This is a genomic window from Paenibacillus sp. CFBP13512 (genome assembly GCF_005233705.1).
In the GTDB taxonomy this organism is placed as follows: domain Bacteria; phylum Bacillota; class Bacilli; order Paenibacillales; family Paenibacillaceae; genus Saccharibacillus; species Saccharibacillus nuruki.
Window position 1 is genome coordinate 99,396 of sequence record NZ_QGAD01000007.1, and the last position, 19,617, is coordinate 119,012.

Consider the following 19,617-nt stretch of genomic DNA (forward strand, 5'->3'; position numbering starts at 1 on the left):
CGTTCACAGCAAGTATACGATGAGCGAAAACCGGAACCGACTCGGAGTCATTGATATTGGTTCAAACTCAATCCGTCTGATTATTTATGAAGCAGGTGCAGATGGAACCTGTCGTATGATACACAAAGCGAAAGAAACTGTTCGGCTAGGTGTGCGCAGGGATGAGAATGGCAACATGATTGAGGAAGATATCCGAACGGTTATTCCTATCCTCCAGAAGTTTAAGCATATTTGCGCAACGAATCATACCCATCAGATTCGTGCTGTAGCTACAGCAGCAGTTAGACAATCAGCCAATACGGAAGAGATTATGAAGTGTTGGGAAAGCAATACCGATATCAAAGTGCAGATCTTATCCGGTGAAGAAGAAGCGTATTTTGGATTTCTAGGGGTAATGCGCTCTATGCCAGCTCATGTCACAGAAGGCTTTATTGTTGATATTGGTGGTGGCAGTACCGAAATATCTTATTTTAAAAATAACCAATTAATTCAAAGTACATCATTGCCTTGCGGGGCAGTCAATATGACGATGCAAAATGGTGGTACCGATCATTGGAGCGAGCAATCGACAGCACAGTTGGAACAGAATATTCAGCAACAATTAGCAGAATATCCGTGGACAGCGATGCATCCTGATTTGCCTTTGATTGGTCTAGGTGGGGGTATTCGTGCTCTAGCAAGAATGGAGCGAGAACGTAAGCGTCAATCGAAGCCCGCTAGTGATCCTTACCGTATCGATCCAGATACCATTTTCTTTTATGCTGAAGCGTTAGCAACGCTAAGTCTAGAAGAACGGGTGAATCGATTTGATCTAGGGAAAGATCGTGCCGATATTATTGTTGCAGGTACGCTTATCTTACGCACATTGTTAAAACATATGAAATGTTCAGCATTGTTAGCCAGTTGGCGTGGTCTGAGTGATGGTTTTTCACACCACTTTTTCACCGCAGAGTCAGCTTCTTCACGTCCCACTTCATAAATATCAAAAAGCTGTTAATGCGCATCTTAGGATGTGACGTTAACAGCTTTTTTGTTATGTAGTTGTTGTTACAAGCAAATGGTTGCGCATATAAAAATCCGGAAAATTCTCAAAAAATGTAAACGGTCACAAATGAGCATGAAATAATTAAAATGACATTATCGTTTGAAAAATCTTTAATTTGGGGTAATAATAGAAGGGGTTTATTTGGGAAAAGATGTACATAAGCAGAAAAAGGAGGAAAATGAATGTATTCCATTTTTGGTTTGAGCCATGAAACCACACTATTGGTATGGGCTCTTGTTGCTATTGTTATTTTGATTGTCATGATTGCGAAGTACAAATGGAATCCATTTGTCGTTCTGCTCATGGCATCATTGTTTTTGGGATTAGTTATCGGTATGGCACCACTCGATGTGGTCAAATCCGTACAAAGTGGTCTAGGTGGTACACTGGGTTCGATCGCTATTGTTATCGGTCTGGGTACAATGCTCGGGAAGATGATGGCTGAATCGGGCGGTGCAGAGCAGATTGCCACCACGATGGTTAATCGATTCGGGGAGAAGAATATTCCCTGGGCGATGCTAATCGTAGGGATTATTGTAGGGATGCCGGTATTTTTTGAAGTCGGCATTATTTTGTTGATTCCTATTTTATTTACCGTTATTCGCAAAACGAATATTTCATTATTACGTGTAGGGATTCCGATGCTGGCAGGTTTATCCACCGTTCACGGACTGTTGCCACCGCATCCTGCACCTATGATAGCGATTGATGCTTTTGGTGCAAGTATTGGTAAAACGATCATCTATGCGCTGATTGTAGGTATACCGACAGCGATAGTAGCAGGGCCTTTATTCGGAGCTTATATTGGCAAACGCATTATTGTGCATCCGCCTGAAGGGTTATCTGAACAATTTACAACCAATAACAAATTGGATCGTCCAGACAAGCCGTTGCCAGGTTTTGGGATTACAATGTTGACGATTCTTATGCCTGTAATTCTGATGCTAGCAGGTTCTATTGCTGAGATTGCAGATCCGCAAAGTACGCACGGAATTAGTGTATTTTTACGCTTTGTTGGTAATGAAATCGTAGCGATGTTTATTGCAACTGTGTTTGCCTTTTTCACATTGGGATTCGGACAAGGATTTACCAAAGAACAAGTATCCAAATTTGCAGGGGATTGTCTTGCGCCAACCGCTTCGATTATTTTGATTATCGGTGGTGGTGGAGCATTCAAACAAGTATTGATCGACAGTGGTGTAGGTGATGCAATCGCCGCAGTAGCTACTTCTGCTCATGTTAATGTGATTGTATTTGCTTATCTAGTGGCTGCTCTGATTCGTGTGTCTACAGGATCGGCTACCGTTGCAATGACTACTGCCGCAGGGATTGTTGCACCGGTACTAGCATTAACGCCGGGAGCCAATATTGAATTGGTCGTACTGGCGACAGGTGCAGGTTCATTGATTCTTTCTCATGTGAATGATGCAGGATTCTGGATGGTCAAAGAATTCTTTAATATGACCGTTCCACAGACGTTGAAGTCTTGGACAGTTATGGAGACTTTATTGTCTCTTGTTGCGTTTGGTTTAATTTTGCTACTGAATGTAGTAGTCTAAATAAGAAAAGAAGTGCAGGAAATTAGAGCGAAAGTAGGTTAAATCATGAGCACGGCGAAATATATGATCGGTGTAGATATTGGAACAACAAGTACCAAAGCTGTATTGTTCGAAGAAAACGGCAAAATTGTAGCACAAGGTGGAGCAGAATATCCTTTGCATACGCCTGTACCTTCGATTGCTGAACAAGATCCAGATCAATTGTTCCGTGCAGTGGTTGATTCCGTAAGACAAACGATGGACAAGAGCAGTGTTGCACCGGAGGATGTTTTATTTGTGTCTTTCAGTTCAGCGATGCATAGTATGTTGGTTGTGGATAAAGAAGGCAAGCCGCTTACGCAGTGTATGACTTGGGCAGACAATCGTAGTGCAGCCTATTCTCGTCAATTGCAAAAAGAGAAAAAAGGGCATGAGATTTATATGCGTACAGGAACACCGATTCATCCAATGTCTCCATTAACCAAAATAATGTGGATTACCCATGATCAGAAAGAGATTGCGAATGCAGCGCACAAATACATTTCGATCAAAGAATATATTTTCCTGAAATTATTCGGTGAGTATGTTGCCGATCATTCGATGGCTTCTGCTACTGGACTGATGAACTTGAAAGAATTAGATTGGGATCAAGAAGCTCTAGAAACAGCAGGCATTACACGTGATCATCTATCCAAGTTAGTACCGACTACACATATTATGCACGGTCTACATGCGACATATGCGACAGAAATGGGTCTGATTGAAAGTACGCCATTTGTACTTGGAGCCAGTGATGGAGTGCTATCGAATCTAGGTGTGAATGCTATTGAACCAGGCGTAGTCGCTGTAACTATCGGAACCAGTGGAGCGATTCGTACAGTCACCGATAAGCCAGTCACCGATCCAAAAGGTCGCTTTTTCTGTTACGCGTTGACTGAAGATAAGTGGGTAGTAGGCGGACCAGTGAATAACGGTGGTATTATTTTCCGCTGGATTCGTGATGAATTCGCTGCTTCAGAAGTAGAAACAGCGAAGCGTCTTGGACTGAGTGCGTATGATGTACTGACTCGTATTGCTGAAAAAGTACATCCAGGCGCAGATGGATTATTGTTCCATCCTTACTTATCGGGTGAGCGTGCACCGTTATGGAACCCAGATGCAAGAGGTTCATTCTTCGGACTGGCTTTGCATCACAAAAAAGAACATATGATTCGTGCAGCCTTAGAAGGCGTACTGTTCAATCTGTATACCGTGATGTTAGCAGTAGAAGAGCAAATTGGTGTACCTAAGAAAATCCATGCAACAGGCGGGTTTGCTCGTTCGGAGCTATGGCGTCAGATGATGGCTGATATTTTTGACCAGACGGTTGTGGTTCCTGAAAGTATCGAAAGTTCTTGTCTAGGTGCAGCTGTGCTCGGATTGTATGCTCTCAAACGGATCGATTCATTGGATGAAGTATCCAAAATGATCGGTACCACGTATGAACATAAGCCTTACAAAGAACATGTGGCGATCTATCGTGAACTATTGCCAATCTATATTCGAATTTCACGTAAATTTGAAGAAGATTATGAAGATATCGCAGACTTCCAACAGAAAATGCTAGATAAGTATACACCTATTGATAAAAAAGATAGTGATGATCTTTAATCAATATGTTGAATGAAATTTCATACAATAAATAACTAATCTAGAAGATCATATAAGGTTGATTTAAAAAAAGATTACTGCTACTATTCGCAGTAATCTTTTTTTAGTTTATAACGTATTATTTCAGGTTAAATATATCGAGTTACTTAGTTATTGCTTTACCGTGATAGAGTTAAAAAGGTATAGTAAATAGAATTCATAAAGGCTGAGGGAGGATTGTATGAAAAATATTATTATCTTAGGCAGTAGTGGAGGCAATCTCTATAGTCTTGGTGGGAAAAATCCAGATGGACTACTAAAAGAATTACTGGTACAAATGGAGGCGGCTGAATTTCATTGTGCAGGTATTCAATTTATTGCTGCTCAAACATCTATGGATCATATCAAAGAATCTACCCCTGCTTCTTTATACATATGGAGTGAAGAAGAACAACGTCCGCTGATTGCGAGTAAAGGAACGTTAGAAGAAATAAACCAAGCAGCTATCGCTCAAGATGAACGATTAGCAGCTATGATAGCCAATGGTGAAGTAGATGGTGTTATTCTGATGAGCGCTAGTCCTGGAGGAGCGAATCGCTTAGCGATTGAAGCCGCAGCAACTGCTCAATTACCAGTGACGGGTACAGGTGGAACGTCGATGGCAGCAGCAGCTACCAAAGGATTGAAAGTGATCTCCACTTCCGGTACAACAGGCACAACCAATCGTACCCGCGCCGTTTCATTTATCACTTCACTGAGTAAGCATTGGGGCAAATCGTATCGTCCGGTGATTGGTAAAGTCTCCAGTGGACAAGGAATGCCACAGGGAACAGGCTTTTCACGCATCAATATTCGTGGGATTATGCTGGCATCGTTACCCGGGTTTATTGCGATGGCTTTGATTCTGGCAGCCAGTCAGATTCCCGGATTAACGGCTTTAAGTCAAGTATTTGATATTATGATTGCGGCATTACCTGTGATTATTGCAGTTGTTGCAGCGAAGCAAGTGGCTGAATTAGATGAAGTATCCATTGTAGCAGGGATTGTAGCCGGTGTATTGTCTGTCAATGGAGGAATTATTGGTGGATTGATTGGTGGTATCGGTGCAGGATTGTTAGCCAATTATCTATTCCGTAAATGTGTAGAATGGCGATTTCCTGCAACAACCGTTAATATTGTAGCAGGCGGAGTCGCAGGTCTGGTAGCAGGATTAGTAGTCTATTTCTTTATCGCACCGATTGCCGCTCAAGCTGGCGAAGGGATACGTACTCTTTTAGAAAATCTGGTACAAGCCAATAGCGCCCTTGCTGGCTTAATAGCAGGGTTGTTGATCTGGCCGGCTATTCTTGGTGGTGTATATCATGCGGCTATTTTACCGATTGTATTATTGGAAATGGAACGAAGTGGTAACAGTTTCCTCGGTGCAGTGGATATGACAGGGCTGGTTATGGTATCAGCAGGCATTACTCTAGCTAATATTATTGCTCCACAAGATAAAGGTGCTGCCGCAGTAGCCGCGCCAGGGTTTCTTATTAATATCGGATTTGGTACATTTGTAGAAGCGGCATATCCATTTATGTTTGCAAGCAAATGGGTGTTTGGTGGAGCCATTTTCTCAGCCGGGTTAGGTGGATTATTGGTAGGTGTATTGGATGTGCGTGGGATCGCTTATGTTCCTGCTTTTGCAGCTCCTTTTTCTTCTAATCATATTGCTGGCTTTGCGATCGCTATGTTAGGCAGTCTGACTTGTTCATTTGTAATTACATTGATTATTAATCTCATGTTCAAAAACCGTAAAAAGAAAGAGGCTATTCTATGATCGAATTAGTACTGATGAATCATGAACAATATGAAGCTTTCCGTGATCAATCGGCAGCCGATTATGCCGCTGAAAAAGTAGCAGCAGGCACATGGGATGCTGTAGATGCAGAGCGATTAGCAACCGAAAGTTTTGCTAAATATTTACCACAGGGCAAAGACACACCGGGCGCTTATATTTATAATATTGTAGATACAGCTAAGCAACAGATTATCGGTTATATCTGGCTTCAGATCAGTGATGCGCCAGCAGGTAAGCAAGCTTTTCTGTATGATATTTTGATCTATGAACCGTATCAGGGTAAAGGATATGGTCAAGCGACCATGAAAGCACTGGATCAAGTTGCGATAGAAGAAGGTGCCGTTAAGATTGGACTGCATGTATTCGGTCATAATCTCAAGGCGCTACATGTCTATGAAAAAGCAGGCTATCAGATTACCGACTATCAAATGTCCAAAACATTAACTCCATAAGGAAATAGAACATAGTTAGTAAATCTAAAAAAAGGCTATAAACAATATGATCTTCATCAAAAAAACCTCTTTCTCATCTGCCTTACTGCGCAGAAGAAAGAGGTTTTTCTATAATGATATATGCCCATTACATTAGAGATGTTGATTCGATAAAAAGATTACATCCGATAGATCAATACTTCGTAAGGACGCAAATATTGTAAATCTTCGATATATTGTTCTTCCTCAAGATGAGGAGGATGTGCAGTATGAGGATAGTTCCCTAGAATTTTGACCATCGAAGTTGGAAAGACTCGATATTCTTGAGTCCAATCAATCTCTGCTTCGATATCAGCAAAATTGAGTAGAATTAACCAGCGTTGGCTTTGCCATTCTCGGATAAAAGCAAACACTTCAGAATGATCTTTCAGTAGCATCGTAAATGAACCATGAGACATGATCGGGAACTGCTTGCGCATGGCAATAAGATGTCGGTAATACGATAGAACAGAACCTCGTTGTTCTTCTTGTTCGCTAACACTATAACCTTTCAATCCACGTTTCTCTGGAAATGGAATCCATGGTTCCACATGTTCATCGGGACTAAAGCCAAAATTGTGATGCTGGTGATCCCATAGCATCGGCGAACGTGAACCATCCCGACTTCGCTTATGAATACCGGATAACACTTCTTCAGCAGATTGCCCATTGGCTACCGCTTCTTCATAATAATGAACTGTGCCTTGATCTCGATAATCTTCGATTCGATCATACGTGGTATTCGGTAATCCTAATTCTTCTCCTTGGTATACCAGTGGAACACCAGGAATCAGATGAAGAAACGTAGCTATTAATTTAGCAGCAGTCATATTGTGTTCATGATGACCGACAACGTCTGGAATCATACGTGGATGATCATGCGTACTCAAGTAGACTCCATATTCTCCGCGCGCAAAAACATGTTCATACCACTTCGCTACCGATTCTTTTAACTGAGACACCGACCAATCAGCAGAGCGCCACGGATCATGAGGATCTTTGCCCAGACGCATCATATCCATAGCCAGTACCATATTTAATTCTTTGCGATCAGGTAGTGTATATTCCAATACCTGTTCCATCGTTAAAGAAGGAGCTTCACCAATTGTCAAAATATGCGGATAATGAGCAAATGTTTCTCGATTCAACTCTTGTAAAAATTCATGAATTCGTGGCCCATTTTTATAATATTTTTGCCCGATCGGATGAGGATCATCTTCTGATGCATCAGGTAGATCAGGGTGCTTAGAGATCATATTAATTGCATCTAAGCGAAAGCCGTCAATTCCTTTGTCTAACCACCAGCGAATCATTTTATAGATTTCTTGACGTAAAGGGGGATGCTCCCAGTTCAGATCAGGTTGCTTGCGATCAAATAAATGAAGATAATACTCATCGGTCTGCTCATCGTATGTCCAAGCGGATTCATTTTGGAACGAACGCCAGTTATTCGGTTCTGTACCATCGCTTTTAGCTGGTCTCCATATATAATAATCCCGATATGGATTGTCTTTCGAACTTCTCGATTGTTCGAACCAAGGATGCTCATCTGAAGTATGGTTGATCACTAGATCCATAATAAGCTTCATATCTATATGGTGTAACTGTTCAAGTAGCGATTCAAATTGTTCCATAGTTCCATACTTGGGATCGATTTTGTAATAATCTCTGATATCATAGCCATTATCAATCATCGGTGAATCGTAGACAGGGCCAAGCCAGATCGTATCAATTCCCAGTTGGTGAAGATAAGGAATTCGTGTAGCAATCCCATTCAGATCGCCCCAGCCATCGTTATTGCTATCCATAAAACTAGGCGGATAAATCTGATAAATCACAGATTCTCTAGCTGTTTTATTTTCCATGATGATCCTCCTATTAGATGTTTAACCCCATATAAATTTCAATTATTTAACATAATTAGCCTTTAATACATGGTTAAACCTCGGAGTACATGTTCAAACAATCACTACACCGTCTTTATCATTCGATAAAAATCATGTCCACTGACCTTAATATTTCCATCTTCTGTGTAGCCTAATCGTTCATATAACTGTTTAGCTTTAGGATTAGCGGTATCGACAATCAACATCACTTTAGAATGTCCTAATTGTTGAGCACGCTTTTCAAAGGCTTTAATTAAAATAGTTCCAATCCCTTGTCCTTGATAACGAGCATCTACAGCTAGTGAATCCAGATAGTATTCATCATCCCGTGCTTCAGGCACAATAGCTGTTGGATCTTGTCCCAGTTCTTGCACACGTTGTATGAGAGGAGCATCTAGCGAAGCAATCTGACTTCCATGATAAGACAGTACAAAGCCAATCACTTGGTGATCACGTTCTTCGACAAATACATTTTCATAACTGATCCGATTACCTGTTTGTTCAAAAAAAGAACGTAGCGCAAGTAACGATTGTTCTTTGTTAGTTGTTCCTGTTAAGGTATGGGCGATATCTCCAATTGCGGTATACATCAGTTCTAAGACAACAGGTGCATCTGTAGGTTGAGCGGGTCTCATCATAAGTCCTCCATTTGAATCATTATTTGTGAATATCGTTCTATACCAAATCTGTTATAAGCTGATAACTCGTTCTGTATTATACATACTCCTGTATCTGTTTTACTATTATAGATGTAAGGCATTGCAGGATTGAATATGAGATTTCAAGCGCTTGATGTTACATATTCATGGTTAAAGAATCTGTTCCATAAGAACGATTATGCCGTGTGTACACACTGTGCATGGTTAGGTAACTGGAGGTGTCATTTTGAGTATGTCATCCACATCTCCTGCTATGCGTGTAAGTGAAACGACTGAGCCGGAGATCATGAAGACGTTAGCTGTAAGTGCTGTAATCTGGCAATTGATGTTGAATGTAATGTTACTTCATTATCAGACGACAGCACAAAAGATAGAAATTGGCATATTATACGATCTGGTTAAATTTTCAGCACCTATGTTTATTTTTGCAATAGCGTTTGATTTGGCGAAGTTAAGAGATACTCACTATTCTCATTATGTATGGCACAAGACAAAAGAGATTATAGGCCCTTATCTTGCCTGGACAGTGGTATATATGATTGTGTTCAATATAGGCAACTACTCGACGATCTGGAATATATTCAAAGGTGTTGTACTGGGCGGTGCTGCACCGCAACTCTGGTACACGATTATGATGTTTCAGATTCACTTATTGTTGCCACTACTCACAGGCTTGGTTCTATTCTTATTAAAAAATAAAAAGAATATCATACCAGTAATGATTATTACGGTGGTCGTCTATGCTGCATTAATTGCATGGTATTCAATCTATGCTTTTCACAATATCCAGCATCCCGGACTTATTCAATGGGATCGTTTATTGTTTATGTTTGGTATCTATGCTGTGCTTGGTGTGATTGCCTCGACCTATAATCAGCAATGGCGTGCACTGGTAGAACGTATTCGCTGGTGGGTGTTACCTGTAGCTGGACTATTATTCATACTGGTAAACCATGAATTGTTCTCTTTTGGATTGGATACACTGAATCTAGCCGATGCCAGTTATTTGAAATGGTCGATGGTACTGTTCAATATCGCATTGATCATTATCGTTTATGGATGTACCGTATCGCTGATCAAAAGTGATTCCAAAACATTACCGTACTTTAAGTTTATCGCTAAATATGCTTTTCGTGCGTATCTAGCCAGTTATTTTGCACTTCGATTAACCGTGGCATTAATCGGTGATTATTTTAGCGATATTCCGTTAGGGTTGAATTTGATCATGACTTTTGGAATAACAGCTTTCCTCTCGTTTGCCATTGTGTATATCGTAGAGTGGATCTGCAAAAAGATAATGGCTTTATTTCGCCGATCCGCAAGCACATCATCTCATCAGACGACTACTCAAGGAGAGGGTGCTTCATCCGAAGCATTAGCAAAAAATTCAATCGTAAATTCACGGAATACCAGTGCAGCTCGTGATAAATAATGATCTCCACGCCAAGAAATACCGATCGTACGCTGGCAAATCGGTGAATGGATAGGTAAAAGCGAAATATCCGGCCCTGTTGATCCTTCCCAGGATACAGCTGGAATAAAAGCAACACCTTGTCCCGCCCGAATCAATCCGCGTACGGTAGCTGGATCATCACTTTCAAAAATATGCTGAGGCTTAAAGCCAGCCATATGACAATAATCATCCGTCATTTCACGCAAGCTATGTCCATGACGAAGACCGATAAAATGTTCATGTGCCGCTTCAGATAGGGCAATACTGTTTCGATGAGCTAGAGCATGACCTTTGGGCACTGCTAGAAAGATCTGTTCCGTCACAAGCGGAGTGCTTTGTATATGTTCATAATTGAGCGGTAAGGAAGAGATGCACAGATCGAATTCAGGTTTGACATTTTCTTCGTAATGCTGAAGCAATTGAAAATGAATATCAGGATATTGTTCACGAAAAGCAGTAATCAAATTCGGTACGATATGAGAACCAACAGGAAAAGCAAGCTTGATATAGCCCACTGTCCCGGTGGCAAGATCATGAACTTCACGGGTAGCATCTTCAAGCGATTGAAGCGCCTTTTCAACATGTTTGAGAAAAGTTCTTCCGTATTCGTTGAGTGTAATATAACGCCCGGTACGGTCAAATAAAGAAACACCAAGTTCGGTTTCGAGCATTTTGATTGATTTACTCAGTGCAGGTTGAGCGATATGAAGTTCTTCAGCAGCATGAGTCATATGTTGAAGCCGTGCTACTTTACAAAAGTATTTTAAGTGAAGTAATTCCATTCAGAACACCATCCAATCTCAATTAATCAAACATCAAGGAGGAGTATCATGTCAACCCACATCAGCAAGTTGAAAGCCGGAACTCCGCGTATTTGGACGACCCGTCGTGATGAAAAAAAACGTCGTATGGAAAAGGTTCGCTCGATGTTAAACGGTGTGATTTTGCCTACGGATCATATTGTAGATGCAATGGAAGTCTTGTTAGTTAGCGGTGATCGAGTAGCACTAGAAGGTAATAATCAGAAACAAGCTAGCTTCTTATCCCAAGCATTATCCAATGTGAATCCGCAAGTGGTTAACAATCTGCATATGATTATGTCCAGTGTATCTCGCCCAGAACATTTAGACATTTTCGAAAAAAATATTGCTAGCAAACTTGATTTCTCGTATGCAGGCCCTCAAAGTCTACGTATCGCTCAAATGGTGGAAGATCAGACGCTGAGTATCGGCTCGATTCATACGTATCTTGAACTGTATGGTCGGATGTTTGTCGATCTGACTCCAAATATCGCATTGGTTGCCGCTGACAAAGCAGATCGTCAAGGTAATCTATACACAGGTGCAAACACAGAAGAAACACCAACCATTATTGAAGCCACTGCTTTCCGCGATGGAATTGTTATTGTACAGGTGAATGAAATTGTAGATGAATTACCACGTGTAGACGTACCTGCTTCTTGGATCGATGTCATTGTTGAAGCCGATCAACCGTATCAATTAGAAGCGTTATTTACCCGTGATCCACGTCATATCAAAGAAACTCATATCTTAATGGGCATGATGGCAATTCGAGGCATCTATGAACGGCATCAAGTTCAATCGCTGAATCATGGGATTGGATTCAATACAGCTGCGATTGAATTGTTATTACCCACCTACGGAGAATCGCTTGGACTACGAGGTAAGATTTGCAAAAATTGGGTGCTCAATCCTCATCCTACGTTAATTCCTGCTATTGAAAGTGGATGGGTCGAAAGTGTACATTGCTTCGGCGGTGAAGTCGGTATGGAAAAATATACAGCTGCTCGCCCGGACGTCTTTTTCACCGGACATGACGGTACAATTCGATCGAATCGGGCAATGGGGCAAGTTGCTGGACAGTATGCGGCAGATATGTTTATCGGAGCGAGTCTACAGATTGATCCAGATGGCAACTCCTCAACAGTGACCTCGGGTCGGTTAAGTGGTTTTGGCGGTGCACCAAATATGGGTAGTGATGCTCGTGGACGTCGTCATGATACAGAAGCATGGCTGAATATGATAAAAGATCAAGATCCTATCGTACGTGGACGCAAATTAGTAGTCCAAATGGTAGAAACTTTCCAATCAGGGGATCAACCTACATTTGTCGATCAACTGGATGCGATTCAAGTAGGGCATGATGCAGGTCTACCGCTTGCTCCTGTTATGATCTACGGAGATGATGTAACCCATGTCGTTACTGAAGAAGGAATCGCCTACCTCTACAAAGCGCAAAATATCGAAGAACGTCGTACTGCATTAGCGGCGATTGCTGGAGTGACCCCTTTAGGTCAACGTCATGATACCGATCTGAATGAGAAATTACGTCAAGATGGACTGATTGCTTTTCCAGAAGATTTGGAGATTCGACGGACAGATGCGAAGCGTTCTTTGTTAGCTGCGAAAAGTATAGAAGAACTTGTAGAATGGTCAGATGGATTATACGAACCACCATCCAAATTCCGGAGCTGGTAATCATGAGCATATCAAGTATATCCGCAATCCAATCAGACAAGAACCTTATAGTCAATCGTTATGCTTCTTGGTTAGGGGAGTTAGCAGTATCTGCACTTCGAGATGAAGCTTCTTTAACCCCGAAGCCCGGATTGGTTGATCTTCATCATAACGGTTCTCATGAAGATATGAATATTGAGTTGATGTACCAATCGGCAGCCTCTTTACAATCTACATTTACACAAATGGCTCAAGTATCTTATGACAAATGTGCCGATCAATCGCTACGTGAACAACTGGCATGGATCGGACGCACAGGTGAACAGCAGATGCTTACTGTAACGAAGGGAGTCAATACCCACCGAGGAGCGATCTGGGCACTTGGATTGTTAACAGGCTCAGCTTCTATGCTTATTAGAGAAGCTTATAGGAATACAGAAGTACCCTATAGATTAAAGGCTATCTCTGCTGAACATATCGCACGTACCGCATCTGAAATTGCTCAGTATCCCGATCGTTATGCACCTGTTACAGCTTCGCATGGTACACAGGTGAAGCATCAGTATGGAACAGGTGGAGCCAAAGACGAAGCACAACATGGATTCCCTCATGTGATCAATGTCGGGCTACCTGCTCTACAACAAGCTCGTGCACAAGGAATTGATGAATTGTATGCTCGCCTCGATAGTCTGCTGACTATTATTTCGGTTCTACCGGATACCTGTTTATTATATCGAGGAGGTCAGCAGGCGCTTGAGCAGACACAGAAACGTGCAACAGTGATTTTGTCACAAGGTGGAACATCTACAACTAAAGGCTGGCAAGCTCTATTAGCATTCGATCAGTGGATGGTGAAGCATCATTTCTCCCCGGGAGGTAGTGCTGATCTACTTGCAGCTACTTTATATATCGATTCGATTCTTAAAGGCATCACAGATAGGACTGACATGGAATCTCTTTCAAAAACGACAGGAGGTCGTATGTAATGGAAATTATTCATCTGCAATATCCAGCGAAGCAAACATTAACTCAGCGTGCACATATCGGTGTAGCCGGGTCAGGCGACTTGGAACTATTAATTGAACCTTCTACAGACAATCAAGCATATATTCAGATCAGTACAAGTGCAAATGGATTTGAAGATATTTGGCGTGCAGTATTTGATCGCTTTTTCAAAATCTATTCGTATGCGGTAAAGATTGAAATTAACGATTTTGGCGCTACACCGGGTGTCGTCAACTTGCGATTAACTCAAGCCATGGAGGTGCTTCGTGATGGACAATAATACTCAACCTTTAAATATAGCGACAGAAAGTTTTATCGAATTATCAGGACGGGAACGTGCACAAGCTGTACTTGATGCTGGTAGCTTTCGCGAATTGATCGGACCTTTTGATCGAATGACTTCGCCTCATTTACCATTGCAGGGCATTGTGGCACAAAGTGATGATGGAGTGATCGTAGGCAGAGGAACGATTGATGGAGAACCTGCTGTAGCGATTGCACTTGAAGGTGCTTTTCAAGGTGGCGGGATCGGTGAAGTCTGTGGAGCCAAAATCTCAGGTGCGCTCGAACAAGTACTTCGTGATCATGAAAAAGGAATCAAAACACGTCCTGTCTTGTTACTCGAAACAGGTGGAGTACGACTACAAGAAGGAAATTACGGTCTACTGGCGATTGCTGAGATTGGAGCAGCTATTATGGCGCTTCGTCCGTATACACCTGTAGTAAGTGTGATCTCGGGTATGATTGGCTGTTATGGCGGAATGTCGATCTGTGCGGCAGGATTATCCAGTCATTTAATCATGACCCGTCAAGGTCGCTTACAGTTGAATGGTTCAGAAGTGATTGAGCAAGAAGCAGGGATTCAAGAAATGGATGCATCGGATCGTTCTCGTATCTGGTCGATGGTAGGCGGAGAGCAACGGGTCGCCGCTGGTTTTGCAGATACACTGGTGAATGATGATATCCACGAAATTAACGAAGCGATTCATGACGTTTTCCGCCAAGGGATTCGAGAAGTGACACGTACAGCGCAAGTCGATCGTTACCTTGCTTTGTTGGCTGCTGTTGATGCGAATACATTGATTGTTCCCTCTTCGATTCGTGAATCTTGGAAATCCGGTATCGTAGACCAAGAGAATTTACAGTCACAATTGGGAGCACAGCAAGCTCAAGCCAATGATTCAGTTGTTGAAGCACCTATCACCAGAGGACGGACATGGTTTGAAGCATTATCCGGTCAATCTGCTTCGGCTCAGCAAGGGATTGCTTCGGTACTTTGTGCAGATACTGAATTAGAGAATCAACGTGTACGTTATATCTCGGTTGTTCCGAATCCAAATGCACGATTTGTGAGAGCTCGCCAAGGTGAGATTGGACTTGAAGAAGGATGGAATATCGCTCGTTCTATTCGTGAAGCGATTGAAGCAGACAAAGACGGAGAAAAGCGCGCAATTGTAGCCATCGTAGATGTTCCTAGTCAAGCTTATGGTTATCGTGAAGAAGTATTAGGTATTCATTTATCATGCGGATCAGCTGTGGATGCTTATGCTAGTGCCCGTCTTGCCGGTCATCCTGTGATTGCTTTGATTGTAGGTAATGCTATCTCTGGTGCATTTCTAGCCCATGGTATGCAAGCGAATCGATTACTTTCTTTAGATGATGAAAAAGTAACCGTACAAGTCATGTCCAAGCAGTCTGCGGCTCGTATCACCCGTCGTTCCATCGAACAGTTAAATGAAGCGGCGACTAAAGTGCCAGGTGCGGCTTACGATATTCGTTCTTTTGCCAAATTAGGAGCTTTGGATCAATTGATCGAAGGAATCGAAGCAGATCAACCACAAGACAAAGATATCGAGCGCATTCAGCAGTATCTGATTACAGCTATTGCAGAGACTCGTCAAGGACCTCGTGATCTAAGTGTACGTCTAACCAGTGCAACTGCGGCGACAGGTAGAGCTTCTTCTATCAAAGTAAGACAGTTATTAGCAGAGCAATGGGATTAAGTATAGCTCCTCATGATCTACTTCAACTCAATTCACGCTGGAGAGAAGTAGAAGCAGATCATGATCTGCCTGAATGGGTGTTTAGATCACTAGAACAGACACCATGGGTCGTCGTCAGACGTGCTTCTGCGCTAGAAGGTCAGATTGCTGTAGGTGTTCGTGGCAAAGAACGTCATCTAAGGCAAGCATTAACGATTCCAGATCATCTAGTTGTTCAACAAGTGACACCAGAGCAATTACTACAGTCCTCTCTATCTCCTGATCATCGTTCGATAGCGAAAGAACGTTGGCACACCATGCCAGCCCTACAAGCTTTAGAGCAACTTGCTGTATCGTGGAAACCATATGATCTCCATTGGGGGCCAGCAGGAAGCACTGGATTTGAATTAGCTACCGGTATGCCAACATTGACGATGACTAGCGATCTGGATATTGTACTGCGTTGTACTTCATTTCTTGCTCCTGTGTTAGCAGAGCAATTATTAGAACAAACATTGGATCTTCCGGTACGTGTCGATGTACAAATAGAGACGCCTTATGGAGCAGTAGCTCTAAGTGAATGGGCAAGACCAGCTACTGATCGGGTGTTAATGCGTACTTTGCAAGGGCCTTTGCTGGTGACTGATCCGTGGAATCCACGCCTCGTATAATTATGATTGATCCAAAGTTATAAAATAACTGACAAACACGATCAGATGAAGGAGAGATGCCAGATGAGTGTAGTCATGCTTTTTCCCGGTCAAGGTTCACAGCGTGCAGGGATGTTGCATGAATTGCCGGATCATTCTGTGATTAAGCAGACACTGACAGAAGCAGAAGACCTTTTACAATTAAAGATCGATCAACTGGATAGTGAAGAAGCATTACAGACAACCGATCATGTGCAGATGTCTCTTTGTATTGCTGGAGTAGCTGTGTCTAGAGCATTGGCGGCAGAAGGCGTTCTTCCTGATCTTGTAGCGGGTCATAGTGCAGGTGCTTTTGCCGCGGCAGTGGCTTCAGGTTCACTTTCGTTCAAAGATGCTCTACATCTAACTCGCTTACGTGGTCAATTGATGATGGAAGCTTATCCACAAGGGTATGGAATGGGTGTAATTACGGGGATGACTCAGCGTCAGGTGGAACAGATTCGTCTGAGTATTCATTCTGAAGAGCATCCAGTATATATCGCTAATCTAAATGCCCCAACACAGATTACTGTCGCAGGGCAGTGGCAAGCGATCGACCAACTGTTGACCACATGCAAAAGCAAAGGAGCACATACTGCCAAACGATTGAATGTCAGTGTACCCTCCCATTGTCCATTATTATCTTCTGTATCCGATCAGTTAGCTACAGCACTGCATGGTATGGAAGTGTCTCGTCCACTTATCTCGTATGCAGGCAATTATAAAGGGCGTGCTATTCGTACAGCAGAAGGAATTGTAGAAGATTTATCTTTAAATATTGCTCATCCTGTACGCTGGCATGAAGTGACTACTTTATTTTATGAATTAGGTGCTCGGTTATTTCTAGAAATGCCTCCCGGACAAGTATTAAGTGGTCTGGCTTCTGCTGCTTTTCCAGAAGCTCGTGCAGAAGCCTTATCTTCCAGTCGGCTCGATAATGCAGTCATTTTGGCAAAGCAAGAGCAAGGTAACCGCTAACGTAATCTAAGCTATACGCAAAATACATGCATAAACATGTGCTCTTATCTTCAAAAGAAGAGCGCATGTTTATATACATAGAAGAAGTGTACTATAATAAATATAGTCATTATGTATAAATGACCATTTGGATTGATCTTGTTGCAGCGTATTAGAGAGGATGAGAAAAAGATGGAAACGACACAAATTCATACACAATACGGAGAATTACAAGGTATACGTGAACATGGAGCAGTGATCTGGAAAGGGGTTCCTTTTGCAGAACCACCTGTTGGAGAACTGCGTTTTCAAGCTCCAAGACCGCCGCAACCATGGCAAGGTGTGAAAGAAGCATTGCATTTTGGTCCGATTGCTCCTCAACCGGTATACGAAGGAGCGAGTATGTTCGGTTCTGGAAGCGAACCTCCTGTGCAATCGGAAGATTGTTTATATTTGAATATATGGGCTTCGGATAAATCGACTCAAAAGAGACCTGTTATGGTCTGGATTCACGGAGGTTCTTTTGTAACAGGTGCAGGTAGTATTCCTTTATATGACGGAACATCGCTTGCAGTTAACGGAGATATGATTGTAATAACGATTAACTATAGATTAGGGCCATTTGGATTTTTGAATTTATCATCTTATGGTGATGATTATCATTCCAATGTTGGCTTGTTGGATCAGATTGCGGCGTTAGAATGGATCAAAAACAATATCGAAGCATTTGGTGGCGATCCTGAACGTGTAACCGTATTCGGTGAGTCCGCAGGCGCGATGAGTATTGCATCTCTTTTGGCAATGCCAGCCGCTAAAGGGTTGTTCCAAAGCGCTATTATGCAAAGTGGTGCCGCTCAAGTAATGCCAACAGAAGTCAGCAGACAAATTGCAGACGGATTTGTACAAGCATTGGGTGTAGGTGAACAAGACTTGTCCAAGCTGTATACTGCTTCAACGGAAGAAATATTGCAAGCAGGTAATCGTGTGAGTCAAATGCTTGATAATGGTACATGGGCATTGTTGTTCCAACCAACGATTCATCCACATACTTTACCTGTTGAACCTATACAAGCGATCAAAGATGGCTCAGCCAAACATATTCCATTAATTATCGGTACGAATTTGGAAGAGGGTACGCTATTTTTCAATCAACCGACTCAATTGATGAGCGAGACTCAAATTGTAAATATTGTCCAAGCTTTGTTGGGAGAAGATCCTCATGGATTATCTAAACAATATCCACTAACAGTGAGAGGTCATGCTGATCTGATGACTGACTTGTTCTTCTGGCGTTCGGCTTTACAATGTGCTGAAGCACAGATTGGACATGCTCCAGTATGGATGTATCGATTTGATTGGTGTCAACCAGGGCATCCGTTGTTAGGAACAGCTACACATGGTGCTGAGATTGCTTTTGCTTTTAACAATCTACCTTTATTTGCTCATCTTGGATTAGAAATTGATGAAGATACGTATAATCTAGCAGAGCAAATGCAGGCGGCTTGGATTAATTTTGCGCATAACAGTATGCCGGTGACCAGCAATTTGCCGTGGTCTGATTATGATCTTAAAGAACGTTCTACCATGGTCTTTAATCGCCAGTTAAATGTGGTACACGATCCAGAAAGTGAAAAACGTCAACAATTGATTTCTTATTCTTAAGCAGTTGTAAATAGCATGAGATGAACCGATCTTTATCCGGTTCATCTTTTTTATTTGGCATTTCACTTTCGTATTCGCAAATAAGAGATATTCAGTAAAAAGAACGGATTATAGCTATAAATCTATTTTTGCATAAAAGCGAAGTACATTTTACCTATAATTGAGGATTAAGAGCTATACATTATTTCTATAATTTGTCGATATAATAGAGTAAATATCGAAAAAGGTATACATCATTTTGGCACACTTCTAGATGATCATTACTTTATAACTATAGTTACTGATTTAGCTTCTATTTACTCGTATATACGCTATTTTGATTTTT

At 41.9% G+C, this 19,617-nt stretch carries 16 protein-coding genes; 13 read left to right on the forward strand and 3 right to left on the reverse strand.

Annotated elements, in window-relative coordinates:
- The first annotated feature begins 19 nt into the window (after nt 1-19).
- From PaeCFBP13512_RS12150 to PaeCFBP13512_RS12170, 5 genes are all read left to right on the forward strand, one after another.
- Entirely contained in the window at nt 20-979 is a 960-nt protein-coding gene (locus tag PaeCFBP13512_RS12150; protein WP_137223344.1) for a Ppx/GppA phosphatase family protein, read from the forward strand.
- A gap of 248 nt (nt 980-1,227) precedes the next feature.
- Complete coding sequence (locus PaeCFBP13512_RS12155) at nt 1,228-2,604, forward strand: GntP family permease (protein ID WP_069329232.1); 1,377 nt, start codon at nt 1,228-1,230, stop codon at nt 2,602-2,604.
- Nucleotides 2,605-2,649: 45 nt separating this feature from the next.
- The gene (gntK, locus tag PaeCFBP13512_RS12160; RefSeq protein ID WP_069329233.1) at nt 2,650-4,233 is read left to right on the forward strand and encodes a gluconokinase; all 1,584 of its coding nucleotides are present in this window, start codon (nt 2,650-2,652) and stop codon (nt 4,231-4,233) included.
- Nucleotides 4,234-4,453: 220 nt separating this feature from the next.
- Nucleotides 4,454-6,031 carry a PTS sugar transporter gene (locus PaeCFBP13512_RS12165; protein ID WP_137223346.1) on the forward strand — a complete coding sequence of 526 codons (1,578 nt, stop codon included), beginning with the start codon at nt 4,454-4,456 and terminating at the stop codon, nt 6,029-6,031.
- Nucleotides 6,028-6,504: a GNAT family N-acetyltransferase gene (locus PaeCFBP13512_RS12170; protein WP_137223348.1), complete on the forward strand. Its 477-nt coding sequence runs from the start codon at nt 6,028-6,030 to the stop codon at nt 6,502-6,504. Before PaeCFBP13512_RS12165 ends, PaeCFBP13512_RS12170 begins: the two co-directional genes overlap by 4 nt.
- 158 nt (nt 6,505-6,662) lie before the next feature.
- Here PaeCFBP13512_RS12170 and PaeCFBP13512_RS12175 read toward each other — a convergent pair whose 3' ends face one another.
- Together PaeCFBP13512_RS12175 and PaeCFBP13512_RS12180 are read right to left on the reverse strand one after the other, a co-directional pair.
- On the reverse strand, nt 6,663-8,387 hold the full coding sequence (locus PaeCFBP13512_RS12175; protein WP_137223350.1) for a glycoside hydrolase family 13 protein: 1,725 nt from the start codon (nt 8,385-8,387) through the stop codon (nt 6,663-6,665).
- A 104-nt stretch (nt 8,388-8,491) separates the two neighbouring features.
- Complete coding sequence (locus PaeCFBP13512_RS12180) at nt 8,492-9,043, reverse strand: GNAT family N-acetyltransferase (RefSeq protein WP_241669362.1); 552 nt, start codon at nt 9,041-9,043, stop codon at nt 8,492-8,494.
- Nucleotides 9,044-9,299: 256 nt separating this feature from the next.
- Here PaeCFBP13512_RS12180 and PaeCFBP13512_RS12185 point away from each other — a divergent pair, with 256 nt between their 5' ends.
- Entirely contained in the window at nt 9,300-10,499 is a 1,200-nt protein-coding gene (locus PaeCFBP13512_RS12185; RefSeq protein WP_241669369.1) for an acyltransferase family protein, read from the forward strand.
- Here the strand turns inward: PaeCFBP13512_RS12185 and PaeCFBP13512_RS12190 are convergent.
- Nucleotides 10,415-11,302, reverse strand: a complete 888-nt coding sequence (locus tag PaeCFBP13512_RS12190; RefSeq protein ID WP_137223356.1) for a LysR family transcriptional regulator — start codon at nt 11,300-11,302, stop codon at nt 10,415-10,417. The genes PaeCFBP13512_RS12185 and PaeCFBP13512_RS12190 overlap by 85 nt on opposite strands.
- Before the next feature lie 48 nt (nt 11,303-11,350).
- Between PaeCFBP13512_RS12190 and mdcA the strand changes: the two genes are divergently transcribed.
- From mdcA to PaeCFBP13512_RS12225, 7 genes are all read left to right on the forward strand, one after another.
- A complete protein-coding gene (gene mdcA, locus PaeCFBP13512_RS12195; protein ID WP_069329240.1) occupies nt 11,351-13,018 on the forward strand; it encodes a malonate decarboxylase subunit alpha in 1,668 nt (555 codons plus the stop codon).
- Nucleotides 13,019-13,020: 2 nt separating this feature from the next.
- Nucleotides 13,021-13,983 (forward strand): triphosphoribosyl-dephospho-CoA synthase, encoded by a 963-nt coding sequence (locus tag PaeCFBP13512_RS12200; protein WP_137223358.1) that lies wholly within the window; start codon nt 13,021-13,023, stop codon nt 13,981-13,983.
- Nucleotides 13,983-14,282: a malonate decarboxylase subunit delta gene (locus tag PaeCFBP13512_RS12205; protein ID WP_069329242.1), complete on the forward strand. Its 300-nt coding sequence runs from the start codon at nt 13,983-13,985 to the stop codon at nt 14,280-14,282. The genes PaeCFBP13512_RS12200 and PaeCFBP13512_RS12205 overlap by 1 nt, the downstream gene beginning before the upstream one ends.
- Nucleotides 14,272-16,005: a biotin-independent malonate decarboxylase subunit beta gene (locus PaeCFBP13512_RS12210; protein ID WP_137223360.1), complete on the forward strand. Its 1,734-nt coding sequence runs from the start codon at nt 14,272-14,274 to the stop codon at nt 16,003-16,005. The genes PaeCFBP13512_RS12205 and PaeCFBP13512_RS12210 overlap by 11 nt, the downstream gene beginning before the upstream one ends.
- Nucleotides 15,996-16,655, forward strand: a complete 660-nt coding sequence (locus PaeCFBP13512_RS12215; RefSeq protein WP_137223362.1) for a malonate decarboxylase holo-ACP synthase — start codon at nt 15,996-15,998, stop codon at nt 16,653-16,655. The genes PaeCFBP13512_RS12210 and PaeCFBP13512_RS12215 overlap by 10 nt, the downstream gene beginning before the upstream one ends.
- 63 nt (nt 16,656-16,718) lie before the next feature.
- Nucleotides 16,719-17,651 (forward strand): malonate decarboxylase subunit epsilon, encoded by a 933-nt coding sequence (gene mdcH / locus PaeCFBP13512_RS12220; protein WP_137223364.1) that lies wholly within the window; start codon nt 16,719-16,721, stop codon nt 17,649-17,651.
- A gap of 171 nt (nt 17,652-17,822) precedes the next feature.
- Nucleotides 17,823-19,292 carry a carboxylesterase/lipase family protein gene (locus PaeCFBP13512_RS12225; RefSeq protein ID WP_137223366.1) on the forward strand — a complete coding sequence of 490 codons (1,470 nt, stop codon included), beginning with the start codon at nt 17,823-17,825 and terminating at the stop codon, nt 19,290-19,292.
- Nucleotides 19,293-19,617 lie beyond the last annotated feature (325 nt).